The following is a 19,609-nucleotide window of genomic DNA, read 5'->3' as shown; positions in this document are numbered from 1 at the left end:
GCCCGGTATCAGGCCGTGAAGGCGAGGTCCTTCTCGTGGAGCCTGTGGAGGAGTGGTTGACCCTCTGAGATGCGACGGGCTTCCTCGATGGTGCTGACAGCCATCCGTTCAAGTTCCATACCCAGCGAGCCGGCCAGATGTGGCGTGAGCAGCACATGGGGGTGGGTGTAGAAGCCCGAATCCGCCGGGAGCACCCACGGTGTTGTGACGTCCAGGACGGCGTACAGGTCGCCTGCCTCGACGCGCCGAAGCAGCGCATCTTGATCCACCAGTTCACCGCGGGCGGTGTTGATGAAGGTGGCTCCAGGTTTGAAGCCGGCCACCAGGCCTTGGTGGATCAGGTTGCGGGTGGACGGGAGCGACGGCGCGTGGAGGCTGACGACGTCGGACGTCGCCACGAGCTCTTCCAAGGAGACACGTTCGACGCCGAGGGCCGCGGCCGCTGCATCGTCCAGGAAGGGATCGGCTACTACAACTTGGACGTCGTAGGCCTTCAGGAGCCGGATGACGTGCTTGCCGATCCTTGAGGCGCCGATGATGCCCACCCGTTTGCCGAAGTTGCCCATGTCCGGGAACACCTGGTCCGGCTCGATCCCGGTTTTCTCCGAGTGCAGCTTCCGGGCGATCTGGAGAACCCGTTTGTTGGCCAGCAGGATCATGGCCACCGTGTATTCGGCCACGGGGATGGAGTTGGCGTCGGCGGCGGTGCTGATTTCGATGCCTCGGTCCCAACATTCGTCGCCCACGTGGTGCTTGACCGTGCCGCCCGCGTGGAGGATATGGGTCAGGCGCGGGGCCGCGGCCAGGGCGGCTGCGTCAATCCTGGGGCAGTTCCACCCGGTGATGAGGATGTCCGTCTCCGCCAGGAGCTCCAAGGAACGTTGGGAGGTGAAGTCCTCCATGGGCTCCGGGCTGAGCAGCCGCAGGCCGGATGGCATGGTCTCCAACCTGCGCCGGGGAAAGACCCGGGATACTACGCCGGGACCCATGGCGAGCGCGATGTTCAGTGGAGGTGTGGTCACTTGACGCTCCCTGCGGTGAGGCCGGACTTCCAGAAGCGCTGGAGCATGATGAAGGCCGCCAGCAACGGAAGGATGGAAAGCAGCGAGCCGGTGATGACCATGGGCGTGAATTCGGGCTGCGGGACGGAGTAGCCCTGCCAGATGGAGATGCCGACGCTGACGGGCAGGAGCTGTTGGTCCTGGAGCATCACCAGCGGGAGCATGAAGTTGTTCCAGACGCCCACAAATTGGAACAGGGCGATGGTGATGTAGCCGGGCATCATCATGGGCAGGCCCAGGGAGAAGAAGGACCGGACTGGTCCGGCGCCGTCCATGCGTGCGGCCTCGAGTGTTTCAGCCGGCACGTAGCTGGCGGAGTAAACCCGTGCCAGGTAGACGCCGAAGGGGTTGCACAGGACCGGGATAAGGATGGCCCAGATGGTGTTGGTCATGCCCACCAGGGAGGCCAGGAGGTACATGGGCAGCACTGTGGCGGTGTTGGGAATCAGGACGCCCACCAGCACGAAGCCGAACAGTGAGTCCTTCCACCGGAACTGGAACTTGTCGAACGCATACCCTGCCATGACCGAAATCAGGCTGCCGAAGACGGCACCCACGCCGGCGTACATCACGGAATTGCCCAGCCAGCGGAAGAAGAGGCCGCCGTCCTGGTTGGCCACGTTTGCGATGTTCTCGAACAGGGAGAAGTTCCCCAAGGCATAGGCGCTGGTGCCGTAGAGGTCGGCTGCGTTCTTGGTGGAAGCGAAGACCAGCCAAAGGACAGGGACCACCATGTAGGCGGAGCCGATGATCAGGAGGCCGTTGACAGTGAGCTTGCTGGCAAACCCACCGCTGCGGTGGGAACTGCCGCCGTTGCTGCCGCCGTTGGAACGGGAGCCGTGGCGGCGGAGAGCCTGCTTGGAGGCAGTGGTGTTGCCGGGGCGGGAGAGTGTTGGGGTGCTCATGATTTGTTCATCCTGGAGCTAAGCCGGGTGACGGCCAGGGACAGGATCGCGGCCAGTCCGGCAATGATGATGGATGCCGCCGCGGCCTGGTTGAGGTTGTGGCGGATGAAGGCTGCGTCGTAGGCCCAGAGGTTGGGAACCCAGGTACTGGTGACTGACGCTGTGGCCTTGGAGATGATGTTCGGCTCCGTGAACAGCTGCAGCGTGCCGATGATGGTGAACAGCATGATGACGCTCAAGGCCGGCAGGATCAGCGGGAACTTGATGCTCACGGCGGCACGGATTTCGCCGGCCCCGTCCACACGCGCGGCTTCCAGGATTTCCCGGGGTACGGCCTGAAGAGCGGTAAAGAGGATGATCACGTTATAGCCGGTCCATTCCCACACACCGATGTTCACGATGGAGGGGAGGACCATGTGCGCGTCCAGGAAGTTGATCTGGATGCCGCCGCCCTGGAGCGCCTGGACCAACGGGCTGATGCCCGGAGTGTAGAGGTACGCCCAGATCAGCGCCGCAATGACGCCCGGAACGGCGTGCGGAAGGAACACCAGGAGCTGGAACAATTTGCGGGCCTTGGCCACCGTCGCATCCAGGAGGAGGGCAAAGATCACGGCACCGCCCACCATGCAGGGAATGTAGATCAGGCAGTACAAGCCAAGGCGGGCGATGCCCTCCATGAAAGTCTCGGACTGGAAGACCTGCACGTAGTTCTCAAGCCCGACGAACACGGTCTTGGCTTCCCCAAAGCCCAGTCCGGACTTCTGCTGCGAGTGGAAGCTCAGCACCAGGGAGTAGATCACCGGTGCGATCATGGCGATCGCGAAGACCGCGAAGAAAGGGACCAGGAACAGTGCGGCAGTCCGTCCGCCGGTTCCCGCCAGTGCACGGCCTCGGCGGCGCACTGTGGTGGTGAGGGCCTGGGTGGCCATGGGATTCTCCTAGCTGGGAGGGGGCCTCGTCAGGGGACCTCGGGAAGAGGCCCCCTGACTGTGGGGCTACTCGGTGACGGAACTACTCTTTGACGGACAGGCCGGCCTGCTTCAGGCTGGCCACCGTGGCGTCCTGGGCGGTATCGACGGAGCCAAGAATGGTGCCGCCGGTGGTGAGCTTGCCGTAGGCATCCTTGAGGGCGGTGTTGGTGACGTCCCAATTGGGTCCCCACTGCCAGCCCGGGGTGATGGTGCCGTACGCCTTGGTGAAGACCTCGTAGATGTCGTTGCCGAAGTAGCTGGCGTCGTAGGCCTGCTGGGCCACGGGCGTCAGGCCCGGGAAGGCCAGGAACGCGGAGCCGGTGTTGCCGCGGGCCTTGATGGCGTCCTGATTGGTGGTGAGGAACTCGACGAACTTGGCGGCCGCAGCCGGGTTCTTGCTGCTCTTGGTCACGTTGAAGCTGGAACCGCCGTAGAAAGCGCCGGATTCGTTGCCCCAGTTGGGCAGCTCGGCAGCGATCCACTGGCCCTTCTGGCCGCTGGCTTCGGTGCGCTTCTGGATGCCGGTGGCACTCCAGTTCGCGCCCACTACGCCAACCACAGTGCTGTTGGCGAGGTCCAGGCTCCACTCGTCGCTGTAGGCCTGGGTGACTTTGACGATGTTCTGGTCGATCAGCTTCTGCCAGTAGTTGGCAACCTTCTGCGTTGCTTCGTCGTTGACTCCAACTTTCCAGCTGTCGCCTTCGGTGCCGAACCACTTGGCCCCAGCCTGCCAGGCCAGACCTGCGCTCGCCGCTACCTCGTTGGGGTTGAAGCTGGCCAGGTAGGAGTCAGGCGCTACGGCCTTGAGCTTCTTGCCTGCCTCTTCAAATTCGTCCCAGGTCTTAGGGACCTCGACGCCGGCCTTGGCCAGCATGTCTTTGCGGTACCACATGAGCATCGGGGCGGCGTCGTACGGAAGGGCGTAGGTCTTCCCGCCGAACTGGACCAATGCCTTGGTCTCGTCCGTGAGCTTGTCCACAGTTTCGGCCTTGTTGATCAGGCCATCGAGCGGAATGACCTGGCTGTTGCTGACGAACTGCGGCAACTGGGGGTATTCGATGGTGGCGACGTCCGGGCCGTTGCCTGCCGTGATGGCAGTGGAGAGCTTGGCGTAACCACCGTTGGCGCCGTTGGGGATGGTTTCGAAGCTGACCTTGATCTTGTCCTGGCTGGCGTTGAACGCTTCAGCCACTTTGTCCATCCCGGCCAGTGAGGACCAGAAAGTAATGGACCCTGAGGGGTCTTCCGTGGGCGTAGGAGCAGCGGAGGTGCTGGGGCCGGTCCCGCAGGCTGCGAGCAGCAAGGTGCTGGCCGCCAGGCCGGCCACCCCCGCTAATAGGTGACGACGCTTCATGGTGTTCTCCTTTGAAGACTTGCGATGCGAAGAGGGAGGGCATGTGGTTGGGGCCACATGGTGATGGATCCATGTAATCCGCAAGTTCGAACATCTTCAACGTTTCAAACAAATTCAAACATTCAGATGAATGAACACTTCGGATTTTCACTGGCCGGACCGAGCACTTCAGCACCCAATTATGTTTGAACGAACACAAATGCTGGACGCTGTTCGCTCACCGCTGCTATGAATTCTGGACACCCGAAACGGCGACTACTGAAAAAGTCATTACCTAAGAACAGGGATTCCCATGGAGAAAACGAACATCAGCAGGCGGTCAGTCCTACAAGTCGGAGGAGCGGCGTCGCTCGCCGCGGCCATCGGGCTGGCAGCAGGCCAACCGGCGTCGGCGTCCACTTACCTGGGGTCCAAGCCGAAGGCGACGGAAATCCTGGACCTGGGTCCCGCCGTCGTACAGTTCTCTCTCATGAGCGGGCTGCTGGTGGGCGATACGCTCTACATTGGTTCGAGAAACCTGGATCCAGTCCGGATCATTGCGTTCCATGTCCCCACCGGAAAGGTCATCGGCCAGACCGAACTCACCAACGGGCACTCCATCCAGACCCTGGCTGCCGACGCATCGGGCCGTTACCTCTATGCCGGCGTCCTGCAGAAGTCCACGGGCGTGCTGCCAAACCTTTTCCGCTGGGACCTCAATAGTCTTGCTACCAAGGCCACGGCGATCGGCCGCATCGGCGACAGGGATGTCCGGGACCTCAGCGTTGCACCCAACGGACGCCTCTACATTGTGGGTGGCGGAAGCCCCACGGCCCCGGCACTGTGGGAGTTCGACCCCGCCACCAGCCAGATCACCAGCCTCGGCATTCCCGACCCCGGCGCAACGCTCGCCCGTGCCGTAGCTGCCACAGACTCCACGATCTTCTTCGGTGCCGGCAGTACGCTCAACGGCGGCAGCGGCGCAAGCCGGGCCTGCTTGTTCGCTTACGACCGCGCCACCAAGACGTTCACCAACGTCACTCCGGCAGAAATGCTGAAGGATCCCAGCATCCGGGACCTGGGAATAGTGGGTGACAAGCTCATGGTGAGCTCGGCCGGTTCGTTGGAGAACTCCAAGATCGCCGCCGTGAACCTCAGCAACCCGACGACTTATGTGCAGGCCCTGTCCGAGGGGAAGACTGCCAAGAACTTCGCGGCCATCGGGGATAAGGTCTACTTCGCCAACGAAACCGGGCTGGTTGCTTATAGCTTGTCCGCCAACGCGATCTCGGCGGTGCCGTACCAAGGGCCTTCGCTGGGGGAGATCTGGGGCGTCGACGCCAAGGGCGGCAAGCTGTTGGTCACCTCAGGCTACGGCTTCGTGGCGCAGATCGACCCCGCAACCGGCAGCACCAAGACCACCGACCTCGGCGAAGCCGGCGCACCCTCTGATCCGCAGTCGGTGATGGGTATCGCGGCGGGCGCGGGCTACGTCTACGTTGGCGGCAACGGTGTCATTGCACGCCGCTCCCTCCGGACCGGGCAAGTCAACAACATGAGCGCTCCGGGTGAGGCGAAAGACGCGATCGTGGTGGACGGCGCCTTGTACACGGGCCAGTACAGCGGCCAAGGTATTTGGAGCTACGACCCCCGCAACGGAAAGCCGATCACGCAGGTAGCGGACTTCCCTAAGGAGCAGAACCGCCCCCTGGACGTCTGCTGGGACGAGACCAACAACCTGGTCCTGGTGGTCACACAGGCAGACACTGAGGGCGGCGGTTCGCTGTGGACTTATGACCCGCGCACCGGCAAGAAGGGCTTCTTCGTGAACCCGGTCGATGAGGTCCAGCTGGTTCGCGCCGTGGCAAGCCGCGACGGCGTGGCGTACCTGGGTGGCGGCCTCCCGGACCTTGGCGGGCAAGGGACCGTGGTTGCCTTCGACCCCGTGAACGGCAAGGAACTGTGGAGGATCGATCCCGGACAGAATTCCGGAGTCGCTGCCTTGGCTGTCCAAGGGAAGTATCTCTATGGCGTGTCCCGCAAAGGCAGCGTGTTCGTCATCGACCTACCCCAGCGCAAGGTGGTGCACCAAGCCGACATCACCTCGGTCAGTTACGGTTTCGCGGCCCTGGTCACCAACCGTGGCGCGGTGTACGGCGTTTCCAACACGCACGTCTTCCGCTTCGACCCCAAGACCTTCGAGGTAGCTACCGTGGTGGCTGATATCGACGGCGCCTGGTACAGCGGTTCACACATCAACAACGATGAGGACGGCTACCTTTACACCATGCGGGGACGAAACCTCGTGCGGATCAACGACCACCCCCGGCGGTAGTGGCTGGCGTTGCGGGGCCCGCTCTGCGCGCTCTGGCGAGTGTTTTACGCGCAGAGCAGGCCCCGCAACGTTGTTTGTATTTGGTCATTTATGCTTGTTTGAACATTGGGATTCCGGAAGAGGATTGGCATGCTCAGCGGGGAACGCCACGAGAAGATACTCCGTGAGTTGGAGCTGCGCGGGACCCTGACCGTGAACGACTTTGCCGAAAAGAGCGGCCAGTCCACCATGACCATCCGCCGGGACTTGACGCAGCTCGCTTCCCAGGGCCTGCTGCGCCGGATCCATGGCGGTGCGGTCCGCATAGTGGTGGAGCGGCCTGGCGACACCGTTCACAGGAGGCCGCGCCAGCCGCTGGCCACCTTGGGACTCATTGTCCCGACCACCGGCTACTACTTTCCGGAAGTCATCCGCGGCGCGGAAGCTGCAGCAAATGCGCTGAACGCCCGCCTCATCCTCGGTGTCAGCAACTACTCGGCAGAGGACGAGCTCCGCCAACTCCAGCGTATGGTGGCCAACTCCGTGGACGGGATTCTCCTGGCGACCGCGGGCCCCCTTGAGCCCGGTTCGCCCACCTTCGAGTTGCTGTCCGGTCTGCGGATCCCCGTGGTGCTTGTGGAACGGTCAAGCCGGGTATTCGAATCCGTGATGTCCGATCACGGTTACGGCGCAGAGTTGGCCATCGAGCACCTCGCATCCCTGGGCCACCGCAGGATAGGGCTTGCCATCGCTACCAGCCCCACGGCACCCTGGCTCCGTGAAAGCCATGAGCGCATGGTGTCCAAGCTTGGCCTCGAAACAGATGCGCCCGTCATGGAATATGTCCGGTCAGTGGTCGGGGCAGGCAACAACCAGAAGGAGTTTGCCAAGTTCCTGAAGGATTGCCGCCGGACCAACACCCATGCAGTCCTGGTCCTGCCCGACGAGGAAGCCATCACGCTGATCAACCTTGCCGAGGAGTCCGGCGTCGACGTCCCGGAGGACCTGGCGATCGTCGCCTATGACGACGAGGTGGCCGACCTTGCCCCCGTCCCCCTGACCTCCATCGCCCCGCCAAAGCGCGACGTCGGCTACGCGGCGGTGACCATGTGCATGGAACGCCTTGCGGGAAAGACGGGCTCGGCGGTGTCGCCTGCACTCCGCCGCGTGAGCCTGGCCCCGAAGCTGATCATCCGGGAGTCCACGGTGACGGGGGAGGACGCGGAATAGGGGTTTGCCCTGAGAAATGTCGGTGGCGGTCAATAGGTTTGTGTGCATGACTGATTCGCGTGCCCTGGCTTTACCCGCAGATTACAAAGATCTCTTAGACGCGCTCAAGAAACGCGTGCGCGATGCGCGTCAGACCGCCCGTCGAACCGTCAACACACAGCTGATCGAGTTGTATTGGTCGATCGGGAAGACTGTGTTGGAGCGCCAGCAGGCGGAGCAATGGGGGAGCGGGGTCATGGGACGCCTGGCCGAGGACCTCCGTGCAGAGTTCCCGGAGATGAAGGGCCTATCGCGATCCAACCTTTTCTATATGCGGGGATTCGCAGCCGCCTGGCCGGATTCAATTGTCCAACAAGCCGTTGGACAATTGCCGTGGGGCCACATCACAGTGCTGTTGGACAAACTAGACATGCCGGAGGACCGGGATTTGTACGCTGGCGCCGCAGTTGACCACGGCTGGTCTCGCAACGTCCTGCTGAACATGATCATGAACCGGACGCTGGAAAGGACAGGCGCGGCGCCGTCGAACTTTGTCCAACGGCTTGTTGGACAAGATTCCGAACTGGCCCAGCAGGTGGCCAAGGACCCCTACAGCTTCGAATTTCTCGGCCTGTCGGGGGAAGTCGCCGAACGGGACCTTGAACTGGCCCTTACCAGCCGAATCACTGAAACCCTCAGGGAACTCGGGCCGGGATTCTCGTTCGTTGGCCGGCAGGTCCACTTCGATGTCGACGGCGACGACTACTACGTCGACATGCTGTTCTTCCACATGGACCAGAACCGGTTTAACTGCACTAAGAGTTTGCGCCGTCTGGGGGAGCAATTCGCTTTAGCTGCCTGACTCAGTGTTCGTTGTATAGTTCGGCGCCCCTTCTGACCCGATCGCTGATTTGGGTTGCCTGCACCTGTTCCTCCCGGATGTGGCGCAATGATTCCTCGAGCGCGGCGACTTCACCGAGCCAAGTCTTTTGCTTGGCTTCAGCAAGTCGGGTGACCGCGTTCGTCTCCAGCTCGTGAAGCCTAGGCAGCTGGGCAGGGTCAACTTGGAGCATGGGACAGCGCACACAAGCATGCTCATGAACGCAGGGCGTGCCGTAGGGGCGGTGGCAGGTCCCAAGGGCGACCCTCCGGAGGGTGAAGTGGTTCTCGAATTCCGCCCATTCCTCCGAGGTGGGATCCCGGTACTCCTGTGCGGGCCGGAAGACTCGCCGGTTGTCGATGAAGCTACGGTAGCTTCTGATGACCTGTTCGGGATAGACGGCGATGTAGCCCTGGGTCGTATTGAGATTCAGGTGGCCGAGTAGGTGCTGGGCAATGTGGACGGGCAGCCCGCTGTTAACGGTTTCCGTTGCAAAGATGCGCCGTAGGTCGTGAGGGGTGAAGGTTAGCGGGGTTCCGTCGATGTCCTTGCAGTCCGCTTTGGCGGCCAAAGCGCCCAGGAGGGTCCGGGCACCTGCTGTGGAGAGTACCCGGGGAACTCCGCCAAGCCTGAGCTGGAAGAGGTGAGGAAGCTTGGCTCCCCATCTGCGTTCCAGCGGGTCGAAGCGGCTTACAAGGGGGAGAGTGTCATCTGGTCCCTTTACCCTGCGGATAATTGTGGCGAGGACTGAGGCCAGTTCCGGAGAGGCCGGGATGAGGCGTTCCCTGTCGGTTTTCGAGGGAGCGACGTGCAGCAGGACTGTCGCGTCTCCAGCAGTCGGATCGTAACGCCGGATGGAGGTATGGGTCAGTTCAACGAGCTCCTCAACACGCAGTCCTGTCAGGCGGAGGACCTCAAGAATCGCCCAGCTCCAGAACGCTGTTTCTTCCGCGCGGTGCAACCGCATGACCGCACCCGTCTCCAGGTTCTCGATCGATGGCCACCCGTTGTCCCGGTAGTGGCCACGGACAACGCGGCGGTAGGTCGTCCCATGAACGGTCAGGAGTTCACCTTCCGCTGCTTGGGCTGCTGCTTGGAGAAGAGCGGCCGTTTCAGCGCGCTCCTTCGCCGCTGCTGAAACGAGGGTATTGAGCCAAGGTGCGAGGGTTCGGGTGCGCTGATGCATGCGCGACTGCCGTTGGTGCTTTTGCTTGGCCAGGTTGCTGGTTTCTGCCGCGCTAACCGGAGAGGGACAGGCCCACAGCGCCCATCGCTCGGGCTCGGTGATTGCCCACTGGGCTAGGTCGGTGTAGAACGCCCGCACGGCGGTCAGGTGCGCAAAGTAGTCTCGGCGTTCCCGCCCTCCAGGCAGGTACCGAAGGCGCTGCTTCCAAGCTGTTGCAGTGCCGTGCGGGAGCCTGATGGTGTCCTGCCCTGGATGATGGCGTTCAACGTCTGTCCAGAAGTTCCGGACCAGCATGCGGGTCAGTCCGGCCAAGGAGGAGTAATCGAGAGCGGCAGCTCTCTCCGTAAGGTAGTCGATAAGCAACGAGCGGATCCTCGGGTTGCTTACCCCGTACGTGTCAACGAGCTGTGGGACCGTGCGCCGTCCCTCCAGCTGCAGTGCACGGTAGTCGGCTGGCTCTCCTGATAGAGCCCCGCACGCCTGGAGGGCTTGCCAGACCACGCCTACCGACCGGGTTCTGCCCAGGGCTTTCCATTCAGCTTCGGCACTGAGGAACTGTGATGCCGTGACGCTCAGCAACGGGCCACCTGTACGGATCCTCAAGAGGGTCATCGCGTTCAGGGCCAACATTTTGGAGGTTTTCGACAGGCGGAAAATGTCGAGCTTCTCATCCATTAGGGCAAACGTTTCGGCGTCGACGACGCTTCTGTATGTGATGAACATGTGCGGCGGGGTGGCGGTCCGCAACCAAAGCATGGACGGTCGGACGACGCCAAGCACCACGAGCGCGATCACCGCACTGCCCTGCAGCGATTTCCTGTAAGGAATGAGGTCCTGTTGCCCCCATGACGTGCCGGCCTGGTCGCACCCTGCGGCAATCCAACGCTGCTGCCAGTTATCGCCAGGGAAAGTGTCGAGCCATGCCAAGAGGTAGGTCAAACCTTTTGCCCGTTCAATCTTTCTATTCCTGGTACCGGGGATCAGCTCCGTGGAGCGGGCAGTAATTTCGTTCAGGCTCCACCGGGCGCCCTTAGGGTCGGGGCGGGACTCCCGAGGGGACAAGACCTCCAGGGCGGTCACGGTGGCTGTCATGGCAAGGGACCGAAAAGCTCCGCCATGTCGCACGGGTCGTATCCCCAAGCGGGTGGTGGGGTTGAGTCCCGGGGCGCCTTGTGGTGCTCCAGGACACGTTGAACCATGTCCTGGGTGTTGGTGTGGATGTATTTGGACGTCGTGGTGAGGTGCTTGTGCCTTAGAACGGCCTGCACGTCGGTAAGAGGGATGGACGGGTCATTGGCCAGCCGGGAAGCGCAGGTATGGCGGAAATCGTGCAAAGTAACGCCGGTTCCTAGGGCCTTGTTTACTCGCACCAGCATTGCCCGCAAAGCAGAGTATTGCAGTGGTCGGTAAGGCCGGCGCACGGTACGCCACAGAGCATCTTCAGGCGATTTCAAAGGCATCTCGCCAAGGTAGAGTCTCAGCCAGGTCAATGAGTCGGGGGACGTCGGCACCCATTGGTACGCGCGAGTCCCTTTGGATACGACCGCGATTAGCTGATTACCCCAGTCGACGTCCCGGGCCTTCATTCCGAGCAGTTCGCTGGCCCGGGCACCCGTGGCCAGGTACATGGCCACTAACGCTTTGTCCCTGGTTGATGTCAAAGCCGTGAAGACCCGGGTTACGAGATCTTGTGACAGCACCCGGGGTGCTCCCGTGACGGTCTGCTGCCGGTAAGGCGCCCGTTTCTGCGGCTGGTAAGGGGCCAGCGGGTTGTGATGCTCGTATCGGCGCATCCCCAAGGCCGCGCCAGGCACCGGATTAGCGACCGGGCCATGCCCTAGCCGGGCGTGATATTCATAGAACGCAAAAAGTACCGAGAGCATGTGGTTGATAGAGGTTGGGCTGTACGCCCTGCTGCCTGGCTGCTGTGGTTGCCTCATCCAGAGGACCAGATCGCGCACGTCCTCGCGCCTCGCGGTATCCCAGCGAATCCCGACAGCGGCCAAGAACCTCCACCAGCGAAGTAGGTCGAATGCGTAGGAACGGATGGTTTGCGGGCTGCAGTCATTAGTGGCAAGCGTGAGTAGGAAGTCGTCGATCTCCCTCGCATCCGCCGTGAAATCGGTGACGCGCCATGGCAGTGGGCCGTCCGCCGTCTTTGTGACTCGGCCGATCTTGGGCAAGTCAGCGCCCGATAGAACCCGTGAAGAATGAAACTCCTGACGGGAATCGTTCCAGTCCATAGCTGAGCCTTGCAGCACGGCAGGCCGTCGGCCGTACGACACTCCGCCAAGCACCGAACTCAGGGCGAGCGGTCAAATGAGTCAAAGCCCAAGCCGGCACCATTGCCGCGCAGGGACATAGATGTCGCGGCGAAAGCGACTTGCTCGAGGAAGGTGTTCACGATGTGATTATTTGGTGTAAACTTTCATTATGAAATCACGTAGCGAAGAGCTCGCCTCGTATGTCAGTCTTGCACCAGAAGGACTCAAGACCCTCGCGAAAATCATTGACCAGTCCATACAGGACTCCATTGAGGCGAGGAAAGCTCGGGGCGATAGGAAGAGCCCAACTTTGTTGCATGGTCTCATAAGGGAAGGTGTGATTGTTTCTGCAGAAGATTCAGAACTTCTCAGTGAGCAGGGCATCAGGATCAGGGCAGGTGCCTCAGACTCGATTCTCGTGCAGATCAAAGACGCACCAGCGATGCTGCCCCTCACCTGCCGCCCTCAGACCTCCCGGCCTGCGGAAGAGTTCCTTCAAGACCCTGACTGTGATGCCACACTGTTTCCCGTGCCCGAGGGCAGTTTGCGGCTTTTCTACTCTGTGGCCAAGGGCCGTTTGGGGCGCCTAACCATTTCCCGCACGTTGTCGGCCCCTACAGACTACTATCGTGACTGCCAAATTCTGGACGAGATAGTGCTGCAATCTGGATTCGACCTTATTGCGACAGTCATACCCGAAGAAACCCGCAACGACGCCGACGATCTGTCCGGCCTCGTTCGAAGCAAGAACAAGATAGAAGAAGGCGCAACCGATGCTGAAACTGGTAGAGGAGCTGTCGAGACCGGCTAGCCTCCGAATTTATGGCCCCAGATTGCGCGACGCCCGACTTCTTCGAGGCCTTACAGCCAAGGAAACGGCACAGCGTCTCGAGGTTGGCCCGGTCAAATACTCCCGGATGGAGAATGCGGACGACCCTGTGACCGTAACCGAGGCCGAACTGGAACGCATCGCAGCATCACTGTCGTTCTCGACGACTTACCTCCAAACGCCGCCGACCACTCTCGTTTCCACCGATGATCTCTGCTTCAGGGCCAAGAAGTCCCTTACGAAAACCGCCCAGGACGTGATCAACTCATGGGCAACGATCTGCGGCGACTTACTCCACGAGACCTTCAAGTCCATGGCACCGGTACCTGTTCTGTTGCCAAATTTCCCAGCCGGGACCTCTCCGGAAGTAGCCGCGAGGGAAACCCGTACTCTGTGGGGATACGACGACGCCGAACCCATCCCACATCTGACGAGAAGACTGGAAAGGTCGGGTATTTACGTATTTTCTGCTCCTTTTGAATCTGGCGATCGCGCACACCATGACGCCCTTTCAACCTGGGTTGGCGAACGCCGCGAACATCCCATAGTCCTGGTTCGCGACATTGATTCATGGGAGCGCATCCGATTATCCCTGGCTCACGAGGTTGGGCACCTCGCCCTTCACCGATTTGGCAAGCCGGAGCTAGCTGAGGAAGAAGCCTTTGACTTCGGAGCCGCCCTCTTGATGCCTGCCGCGGCGTTCCGAAAGATGTGGCCCAACCACGTGACGCTTGGTTCTTTAAAAAAGATCAAGCTGCATTGGGGTGTTTCCCTGGCCGCCCTTATAGAGCGCGCTTTCCGCATGGGGCTATTGCGGCCGGAAGAGCGCATGAACCTCTACAAGCAGCTCTCACGCCGGGACCGACAGACAGGAATAACCCTTAGGGCTCAAGAGCCAGGATATGACGATCGCGAACCCGAGAGGCCGTTGCTAGTAAGCAAGCTCTTGGAAGGACGCTTCGGTCCGGACAGCAGTGTAGAAGTAATTTCTAGGGCGTGCGCTGACCGCCCTAGCGAGTTCATCCGCCCGCTTATCGAAGGCCAGTACAGATTGCCTCACCAACGAGCAAACGTTGTCAGCCTCTCGGCACGACGAGCTGTAAATTAGCTGCCGCAAACCCCCTCACAGCCGGGGAGGCGTCCTCTTCACACTCAGCTGGCGGTGACAACGCCAACCCCAATTTTAAAACTGTTGGGCCCTGTCGCCCTATCCTTTAGGGGGCGCAGAAGACTCATCTGTACCTTACCTTTGATCCTGCCGCTCGACCGCCGCGCGCCCAAAACACTTTTGAAAGGATGCCATGACGGCTTCCCCCGGTTACCTGGTCTTCTTGATCCGCATGAATGAGCCCCATCGCGTGTCTCAGCTTCAGCGCCTCAGCGCCTTTGGTGAAAGGAAGGAGCTTGATCTGCTTGACCTGGCTGAGAAATCTCTGACGACAATCCAAGACAAGTACTTCCGCGAGAACGGAAGTACGGAGGGTTATCGGCTTCGCCAAGCCAAAAGTCAGGGACGGACCCTGTTCATCCAGGTTAACAAAGGTCCTCACAGTGTTGGAGGTGAGGCCTACGAAACCACAACGGGAACATCCGTGGATGTACCAACCACGACCGCCATGCTTAACAGGATGCGCGGCATGCTTGCCATACCCAAGGACTCATACTACGGACTCCTTTTTGCAGAACGGCAGGGCAACCGCAACCTGAAAGAGATCATTCGAGGTCAGGCTCTTGTACCTAACGCCGTATTCAACAATATGACCATTCACGTGGATGCTTTTGCTGAGTCCAAAGATTGGCAACGGCTCTTGAAGGACCAACAGGCGTTGAGCCTGACCGAGCACCTCGAAATAGTTGACACAACAACGGACGGCTCGACGGCCAGGACACCGATCAAACTTGTAGCCGAGGGACCCCGAGTAAATAGCATCACCAACGGAGTTGTCGGGGCAATCACTTCAAGAGTTCAACGTCGAGACGCATTACTCGACCGCATGAGTGCAGCTGCAGACCTTGAGGAGAAGAAGGTAGCTCATAAGAGCGCGTTCTCCGTGGCCGACCAAACCGAGCTGGCGCGTCAGAAGAAAGCAATCCAAGATCTGCGCAAATCGCCCGAACTAGCGGACGAAATCAGAGACCAGCTCCGGGATGCCGTGCCAGTCCACGTGGATGGGTCAGTACATCACAAGCGTTTCGAGGTGGTTACGGGTCAGGATCGTCCCGAGCGCACCTTTAGTGTGGACCGCAACAGCCTTCCGCAGTTTGTTTACGAAACTTCTGGCGTCCTCTCCGACGCTGCCCTTTTTAAGACTTGGGTGACGCATGCCGAGGGGATTCTTCGTGCGCGTGGCGTAAAAATCCCAGCGGATTGGGCCTCCTAATGTCCGCTGTCGGCGGCTTCGGGTACCGTCGTGCCTAGAGACGAGGGCGAGGGCGATCATGGCAATGATGACGATTAAAGAGCGCACAGGCCTCTTAGATGTCCTGCGGGACAACGTAGAGACGTGGTCTATTCGAGTAGGGGCGGAGCGTCGAAAGGACCAGCGCCGGGCATTTGCTTGGTACTACTTGGTGCCCACAACCGTGTCGTTAGTTCCAGTTGCTTTAGCCATTACTCATGTTCACGAGATCCGAGTAGGCGGCATTGGGCCTATCCTTTCCGGGGTCTCCATTTTTACCGGCCTACTTTTCGGGCTTCTCGTGCTGATGTTCAATACAGGCGTTGCTGTTAGGAAAGATAGAGCAGTCCTTGAGAATGCGCATGGCGTTGCTCAGGTCATTGACGATGCCCGAGCCAACGTGACTTACTCCGCCTTGGTCGCTCTGTCCCTAGCTTGTGTCCTTATTGCCGCCGCAGCCACCAACAGGTCATCGGATGGCGTGCTGGACTGGGGTTGGACAGTGCCCTTGGTCTGGCTGGGAACGCATCTCTTGCTAAATTTGCTGACGATTCTCAAACGTTTGCGGACAGCGTTTAATAACATAACTCGGTGAGTCTGAACAACCACCCATCTACCTCCACTTAGCCGGGGATTGACGAGACCCAACCTCGGGCGCTTCCGTACCGGCCGTCCAAGAAATCGCCTGAGGCACGTCTGGGTAGTCTCAATGCCGCAGCCGGGTGCAAGGATCTGGCTTATCCCACTGTGGGGATTGGCGCAGCTTAGTGCGGTTAACGGGCTACGTCGTCGTGGAGCTCAAGACAGGAAAGTTCCAGCCTGAGTACGCTGGCAAGCTGAACTTTTACGTTGCCCTGGTGGATGACATGCTTCGCCGGGAGCATCACAACGAAACGATTGGCATCCTGATCTGCGGCACTAAGAACGACCGCAGCGTCAGGTACAGCCTCGGGCGGTCAACCTCACCCATGGCAGTCGCCGCCTATACATACGACAAGCTCCCGGCCTCCGAACAGCAAGCCCTGCCCAACGAAAGCCACCTGGTCGCTGCCCTCGAATGGGCAGAACCTGACGAGGGACAGGCCGAACACGCTTAGGCGGTAACGCCAACAATTGAAGTCACTCCCGCCACGGCGTGAGCCGCGGCCACCACCCGCGGACATTGCGTCGGTAGCTCAGGTATTGCTCGCCGTAGGTCTCGGTGAGGGTTGGTTCCTCGTAGCCCTTCACAAACGCGAACACCGTGGCGAGGACAATCACTGCATAGATCACCAGTCCCCAACTCCCGAACAGCAAAGCCTGGCCGAGGATCATGCTGACGACGGCGATGTACATAGGATTGCGCACATAGCGGTAGGCTCCCGTCACCACCAGCATCTCGGTCGGAGCGACAGGAGCGGGCGTTCCGCGCTGAAGGGCAAATAAAGCGAAGGCGTGCAGAAGGAACGCGGCGCCCGCGGTAACAGCGATCCACGCGATCACCACCACCAACCACGCTCGGCCCCAGTCGAACCAACGCCAGCCGGAGATCAGTCCGGGAATGAGTCCTGCCACGATGCCAGGGGCGAGGAACAGGAAGAGAACCGTCCCGATCCATGCACGTACCGGCGAGCCTGCCTGTGCCATGCCCGCCAGAATAGTCCCGCTCGGCGTAGCTCGCGACCCTCCCGCCAACTCGGCGTCCGGACTAGGATGGCGCGCATCAAAGAGCGGCCTGGAAAAACTCACCAAGAGGAGCACACCATGGGAATTCTCTCCGTTGACCTTTTCATCACCCTCGACGGCGTGTATCAAGCGCCCGGCGGCCCGGACGAGGACCGTTCGGGCGGCTTCGAGTTCGGCGGTTGGCAGGCGGCATATTCAGATCAGGAAAGCGGTGACGCGATCGTCGCAGGCATCGATCGGATGGATGCGCTCCTGCTGGGCCGCAAGACGTACGACATCTTTGCCGGGTATTGGCCCAACCAAAGCGACCACATTGCCGACACCTTCAATGCCCTGCCAAAGTTCGTTGTCTCGAGGACCCTGACGGATCCAGACTGGACGGGGACCACACCGTTGTCGGACGTTGCGGAGGTGGGAGCCTTGAAGGACCGATTCCAGGACATCCACGTGATCGGCAGCGGCGACCTCGCCCGGTCACTCCTCGAAGCCGACCTCGTAGACCGGCTGAACCTCTACCTCTACCCACTCACGTTCGGCTCGGGTAAACGGCTGTTCCCGGACGGTGCCGGTGTGCCCGCTGCGTTCCGCTTGGCTCAGCCGCCGCAGGGGTTCTCGAAAGGCGCTGTTGCGCTCGTCTACGAGCGCGCGGGCGCACCCGTGACGGGCATCGACATCAGCCAGGCGTAGCGGCGCACCAACTACAGCCAAGCAAAACAGAAGCGTGGGGGGGGGGGGGGGCCCCCCCCCCCCCCCCCCCGGGGGTGGGGGGGGCGAAATTGCCGCGGGCCCCCCCCCCGGGGGCCGGGCGGCCGGCCCCCCCACCCCCCCCACCCAAACCGCGGGGGGGGGGGGGGGGGCCCCCCCCCCCCCCCCCCCGCTTCTGTTTTGCCTGCTCTATAGTGCCGCGGGAACCGCGAGCGGTGAGCGCTGCGCACGTCCCCGCACCACAATCAAGGCCACGACGGCGATCAGGATGTAGACCATGTTGGCAGGGCCGGCCATCAATACCAGCGGGCTCTGGGGACCGGCAGCAGCCTGGTCGATCCCGCCTGTGGACAGGAAGAGCGTGGGGTCGTAGAGGGCGTGCAGGATCATGGGCCAGATGAGGTTGCCAGTGACCCGCAGGGTCAGGTACATGCAGATGCCGAAGCCGAACGTGAACACGATGGTCAGCAGCACGGTGAGGATCGGCATACCGGACAGGGCGTTGGCAGAGTGCATCAGGGCAAACACCAGGGAGGACAGCACCATGACTACCCATTCGGACTTTCCAGAGTCGCGCAGCATCTTCACCACAATTCCGCGGGTCAGGATCTCTTCGGCAAAACCGATCAGTAAGCCCGTGAGAAGCGTAATCACCACAACGGAGGCCTGGTAGCTGCTGTAGTTGATGCCCAGGAAGCGCAGCACGATCGCGGCCAGCAGGAAGAACGGAGCTACCCACATCCACCAGCTCCCCTTAACAGGTTGCGGAGCGAACAGCGGTTTGAACCACTTCACGGAGTACACAAAGGCAGCCAGGGCCACGCTGCCAACAATCAACGACAGAGTCAGGCCGACGAAGACGCTCTGAGGCGTGCGGAAGATGTCCTCAGCCACCACCTGGTCGCCCGCAGCGGTCCCGATGACCAGGCCGGCGCCAAGGTAGATCGCCATATAGAGCACGGTTAGCAGGATGGCCCGCCACCATCCACCCTTGTCCCAGAATGCTTTCCAACGCGATGAATGGACGGTCTGGTCCACGTAGAGCTCCCTTTTTTGCGCAAAGGGGAGCGGCATGCCCCCGATCAGAAATCTACTTCATGAAGGCCCTGCGCCGATCGCCAGGCGTGCCGGTAGTACTCGGCGTGTGCCAAGCCCGCTGCAGCTGCTTCGTCGATGATCACCGTGGCCCGCGGATGCTGCTGAATGACCGAGCCCGGCACGGCGGACGAGACCGGCCCCTCCAACGCAGCTGCAACGGCCTGCGCCTTGTTTGCTCCAAAGGCCAAGAGGACCAATTGCCTGGCCCGGAGGATGGTTCCCAAGCCCTGGGTGATGCAGTGGGTAGGGACCTCTTCCGGAGAGCTGAAGAACCGTGCGTTGTCCTTACGCGTTTGCTCGGCCAGGGCCTTGATGCGGGTGGTGGACGCCAGGGAGGACCCGGGCTCGTTGAACCCCACATGCCCGTTGGACCCGATGCCCAGTATTTGCAGGTCGATGCCGCCGGCCTCGGAAATCAGGGCTTCATACTCTGCTCCGGCTTGGGTGATGTCAGGGCCAGTGCCCCGCGGCGTCCACACTTGGTCCGGATTGAGGCCCAAAGGTTCCACTACCTCGCGGGTGATCACCGAGCGGTAGCTCTCGGGGTGCTCCGGTGGGACGCCGAGGTACTCGTCCAAGGCGAAGCCACGCACTCCCGAGACGTCGATGGTCCCTTCCGTGACTGCGGCAGCCAGCGCAGCGTAGGTGGTCAGCGGCGTGGAACCAGTTGCCAAGCCCAGCACGGTGGCGGGGTTCGTGGTGATCTGCTGCGCGAAGATCGACGCGGCAACGCTTCCTGCCTCGATGGGGTCGCGGACAATGATGACTTCTGCCATGGGTTTTCCTTTGA

18 protein-coding genes are annotated in these 19,609 nt (G+C 61.2%); 9 read left to right on the top strand and 9 right to left on the bottom strand.

Translation table 11 applies throughout. From position 1 onward, the window contains the following. Positions 1 to 8 precede the first annotated feature (8 nt). The 4 genes from ACIQLI_RS14850 to ACIQLI_RS14835 form a co-directional block, all read right to left on the bottom strand. Positions 9 to 1,022, bottom strand: coding sequence for a hydroxyacid dehydrogenase (locus ACIQLI_RS14850; protein ID WP_400389843.1), 1,014 nt, complete (start codon positions 1,020 to 1,022; stop codon positions 9 to 11). Beyond that, positions 1,019 to 1,966, bottom strand: a complete 948-nt coding sequence (locus ACIQLI_RS14845) for a carbohydrate ABC transporter permease (protein ID WP_354227518.1) — start codon at positions 1,964 to 1,966, stop codon at positions 1,019 to 1,021. The genes ACIQLI_RS14850 and ACIQLI_RS14845 overlap by 4 nt, the downstream gene beginning before the upstream one ends. Next, positions 1,963 to 2,895: a carbohydrate ABC transporter permease gene (locus tag ACIQLI_RS14840; protein WP_026547885.1), complete on the bottom strand. Its 933-nt coding sequence runs from the start codon at positions 2,893 to 2,895 to the stop codon at positions 1,963 to 1,965. Before ACIQLI_RS14840 ends, ACIQLI_RS14845 begins: the two co-directional genes overlap by 4 nt. Before the next feature lie 82 nt (positions 2,896 to 2,977). Next, positions 2,978 to 4,291 (bottom strand): ABC transporter substrate-binding protein, encoded by a 1,314-nt coding sequence (locus ACIQLI_RS14835; protein WP_400389839.1) that lies wholly within the window; start codon positions 4,289 to 4,291, stop codon positions 2,978 to 2,980. A 292-nt stretch (positions 4,292 to 4,583) separates the two neighbouring features. Between ACIQLI_RS14835 and ACIQLI_RS14830 the strand changes: the two genes are divergently transcribed. The 3 genes from ACIQLI_RS14830 to ACIQLI_RS14820 all read left to right on the top strand — a co-directional run bounded on the left by ACIQLI_RS14830 (position 4,584) and on the right by ACIQLI_RS14820 (position 8,655). Then, positions 4,584 to 6,605, top strand: a complete 2,022-nt coding sequence (locus ACIQLI_RS14830) for a PQQ-binding-like beta-propeller repeat protein (RefSeq protein ID WP_400389836.1) — start codon at positions 4,584 to 4,586, stop codon at positions 6,603 to 6,605. Between the two features lie 129 nt (positions 6,606 to 6,734). Further along, positions 6,735 to 7,814: a substrate-binding domain-containing protein gene (locus tag ACIQLI_RS14825; protein ID WP_400389833.1), complete on the top strand. Its 1,080-nt coding sequence runs from the start codon at positions 6,735 to 6,737 to the stop codon at positions 7,812 to 7,814. A gap of 46 nt (positions 7,815 to 7,860) precedes the next feature. Beyond that, entirely contained in the window at positions 7,861 to 8,655 is a 795-nt protein-coding gene (locus tag ACIQLI_RS14820; RefSeq protein WP_400389831.1) for a PDDEXK nuclease domain-containing protein, read from the top strand. Between the two features lies 1 nt (position 8,656). Here the strand turns inward: ACIQLI_RS14820 and ACIQLI_RS14815 are convergent, their stop codons facing one another. Beyond that, positions 8,657 to 10,951, bottom strand: a complete 2,295-nt coding sequence (locus ACIQLI_RS14815) for a tyrosine-type recombinase/integrase (RefSeq protein WP_400389828.1) — start codon at positions 10,949 to 10,951, stop codon at positions 8,657 to 8,659. Beyond that, entirely contained in the window at positions 10,948 to 12,102 is a 1,155-nt protein-coding gene (locus ACIQLI_RS14810; protein WP_400389826.1) for a tyrosine-type recombinase/integrase, read from the bottom strand. The genes ACIQLI_RS14815 and ACIQLI_RS14810 overlap by 4 nt, the downstream gene beginning before the upstream one ends. Before the next feature lie 190 nt (positions 12,103 to 12,292). Here ACIQLI_RS14810 and ACIQLI_RS14805 point away from each other — a divergent pair, with 190 nt between their 5' ends. The 5 genes from ACIQLI_RS14805 (at position 12,293) to ACIQLI_RS14785 (ending at position 16,448) form a co-directional block, all read left to right on the top strand. Next, on the top strand, positions 12,293 to 12,934 hold the full coding sequence (locus tag ACIQLI_RS14805; RefSeq protein WP_400389823.1) for a hypothetical protein: 642 nt from the start codon (positions 12,293 to 12,295) through the stop codon (positions 12,932 to 12,934). Next, on the top strand, positions 12,897 to 14,060 hold the full coding sequence (locus ACIQLI_RS14800) for a helix-turn-helix domain-containing protein (RefSeq protein WP_400389820.1): 1,164 nt from the start codon (positions 12,897 to 12,899) through the stop codon (positions 14,058 to 14,060). The genes ACIQLI_RS14805 and ACIQLI_RS14800 overlap by 38 nt, the downstream gene beginning before the upstream one ends. 193 nt (positions 14,061 to 14,253) lie before the next feature. Next, positions 14,254 to 15,333: a hypothetical protein gene (locus tag ACIQLI_RS14795; RefSeq protein WP_400389817.1), complete on the top strand. Its 1,080-nt coding sequence runs from the start codon at positions 14,254 to 14,256 to the stop codon at positions 15,331 to 15,333. Positions 15,334 to 15,391: 58 nt separating this feature from the next. After that, positions 15,392 to 15,946, top strand: coding sequence for a hypothetical protein (locus ACIQLI_RS14790; protein ID WP_400389814.1), 555 nt, complete (start codon positions 15,392 to 15,394; stop codon positions 15,944 to 15,946). A gap of 172 nt (positions 15,947 to 16,118) precedes the next feature. Further along, positions 16,119 to 16,448, top strand: coding sequence for a PDDEXK nuclease domain-containing protein (locus ACIQLI_RS14785; RefSeq protein WP_400389811.1), 330 nt, complete (start codon positions 16,119 to 16,121; stop codon positions 16,446 to 16,448). Between the two features lie 22 nt (positions 16,449 to 16,470). On the opposite strand, the gene ACIQLI_RS14780 is transcribed toward ACIQLI_RS14785, so the two are convergent. Continuing rightward, positions 16,471 to 16,977 carry a methyltransferase family protein gene (locus tag ACIQLI_RS14780; RefSeq protein WP_400389808.1) on the bottom strand — a complete coding sequence of 169 codons (507 nt, stop codon included), beginning with the start codon at positions 16,975 to 16,977 and terminating at the stop codon, positions 16,471 to 16,473. A gap of 117 nt (positions 16,978 to 17,094) precedes the next feature. On the opposite strand from ACIQLI_RS14780, the gene ACIQLI_RS14775 reads away from it, so the two are divergent. Further along, positions 17,095 to 17,703, top strand: coding sequence for a dihydrofolate reductase family protein (locus tag ACIQLI_RS14775; RefSeq protein WP_400389805.1), 609 nt, complete (start codon positions 17,095 to 17,097; stop codon positions 17,701 to 17,703). 207 nt (positions 17,704 to 17,910) lie between these two features. On the opposite strand, the gene ACIQLI_RS14770 is transcribed toward ACIQLI_RS14775, so the two are convergent. Further along, the gene (locus ACIQLI_RS14770) at positions 17,911 to 18,759 is read right to left on the bottom strand and encodes a CPBP family intramembrane glutamic endopeptidase (RefSeq protein WP_354227531.1); all 849 of its coding nucleotides are present in this window, start codon (positions 18,757 to 18,759) and stop codon (positions 17,911 to 17,913) included. 44 nt (positions 18,760 to 18,803) lie between these two features. Further along, entirely contained in the window at positions 18,804 to 19,595 is a 792-nt protein-coding gene (locus tag ACIQLI_RS14765; protein ID WP_400389802.1) for a glucosamine-6-phosphate deaminase, read from the bottom strand. Between the last annotated feature and the right edge of the window lie 14 nt (positions 19,596 to 19,609).

Origin of the sequence: Paenarthrobacter sp. NPDC091669, assembly GCF_044756725.1 — a bacterium.
In the GTDB taxonomy this organism is placed as follows: domain Bacteria; phylum Actinomycetota; class Actinomycetes; order Actinomycetales; family Micrococcaceae; genus Arthrobacter; species Arthrobacter bambusae_C.
The sequence above is the reverse complement of the archived record's forward strand: the minus strand, read 5'-3'. Positions and strand labels throughout refer to the sequence as shown.

Excerpts from the sequence above, each read along its gene's own strand:
- ACIQLI_RS14845 (WP_354227518.1), bottom strand. The coding sequence starts at position 1,966 with ATGAGCACCCCAACACTCTCCCGCCCCGGCAACACCACTGCCTCCAAG.
- ACIQLI_RS14840 (WP_026547885.1), bottom strand. The coding sequence starts at position 2,895 with ATGGCCACCCAGGCCCTCACCACCACAGTGCGCCGCCGAGGCCGTGCA.
- ACIQLI_RS14835 (WP_400389839.1), bottom strand. The coding sequence starts at position 4,291 with ATGAAGCGTCGTCACCTATTAGCGGGGGTGGCCGGCCTGGCGGCCAGC.
- ACIQLI_RS14830 (WP_400389836.1), top strand. The coding sequence starts at position 4,584 with ATGGAGAAAACGAACATCAGCAGGCGGTCAGTCCTACAAGTCGGAGGA.
- ACIQLI_RS14825 (WP_400389833.1), top strand. The coding sequence starts at position 6,735 with ATGCTCAGCGGGGAACGCCACGAGAAGATACTCCGTGAGTTGGAGCTG.
- ACIQLI_RS14820 (WP_400389831.1), top strand. The coding sequence starts at position 7,861 with ATGACTGATTCGCGTGCCCTGGCTTTACCCGCAGATTACAAAGATCTC.
- ACIQLI_RS14815 (WP_400389828.1), bottom strand. The coding sequence starts at position 10,951 with ATGACAGCCACCGTGACCGCCCTGGAGGTCTTGTCCCCTCGGGAGTCC.
- ACIQLI_RS14810 (WP_400389826.1), bottom strand. The coding sequence starts at position 12,102 with ATGGACTGGAACGATTCCCGTCAGGAGTTTCATTCTTCACGGGTTCTA.
- ACIQLI_RS14805 (WP_400389823.1), top strand. The coding sequence starts at position 12,293 with ATGAAATCACGTAGCGAAGAGCTCGCCTCGTATGTCAGTCTTGCACCA.
- ACIQLI_RS14800 (WP_400389820.1), top strand. The coding sequence starts at position 12,897 with ATGCTGAAACTGGTAGAGGAGCTGTCGAGACCGGCTAGCCTCCGAATT.
- ACIQLI_RS14795 (WP_400389817.1), top strand. The coding sequence starts at position 14,254 with ATGACGGCTTCCCCCGGTTACCTGGTCTTCTTGATCCGCATGAATGAG.
- ACIQLI_RS14790 (WP_400389814.1), top strand. The coding sequence starts at position 15,392 with ATGGCAATGATGACGATTAAAGAGCGCACAGGCCTCTTAGATGTCCTG.
- ACIQLI_RS14780 (WP_400389808.1), bottom strand. The coding sequence starts at position 16,977 with ATGGCACAGGCAGGCTCGCCGGTACGTGCATGGATCGGGACGGTTCTC.
- ACIQLI_RS14775 (WP_400389805.1), top strand. The coding sequence starts at position 17,095 with ATGGGAATTCTCTCCGTTGACCTTTTCATCACCCTCGACGGCGTGTAT.
- ACIQLI_RS14765 (WP_400389802.1), bottom strand. The coding sequence starts at position 19,595 with ATGGCAGAAGTCATCATTGTCCGCGACCCCATCGAGGCAGGAAGCGTT.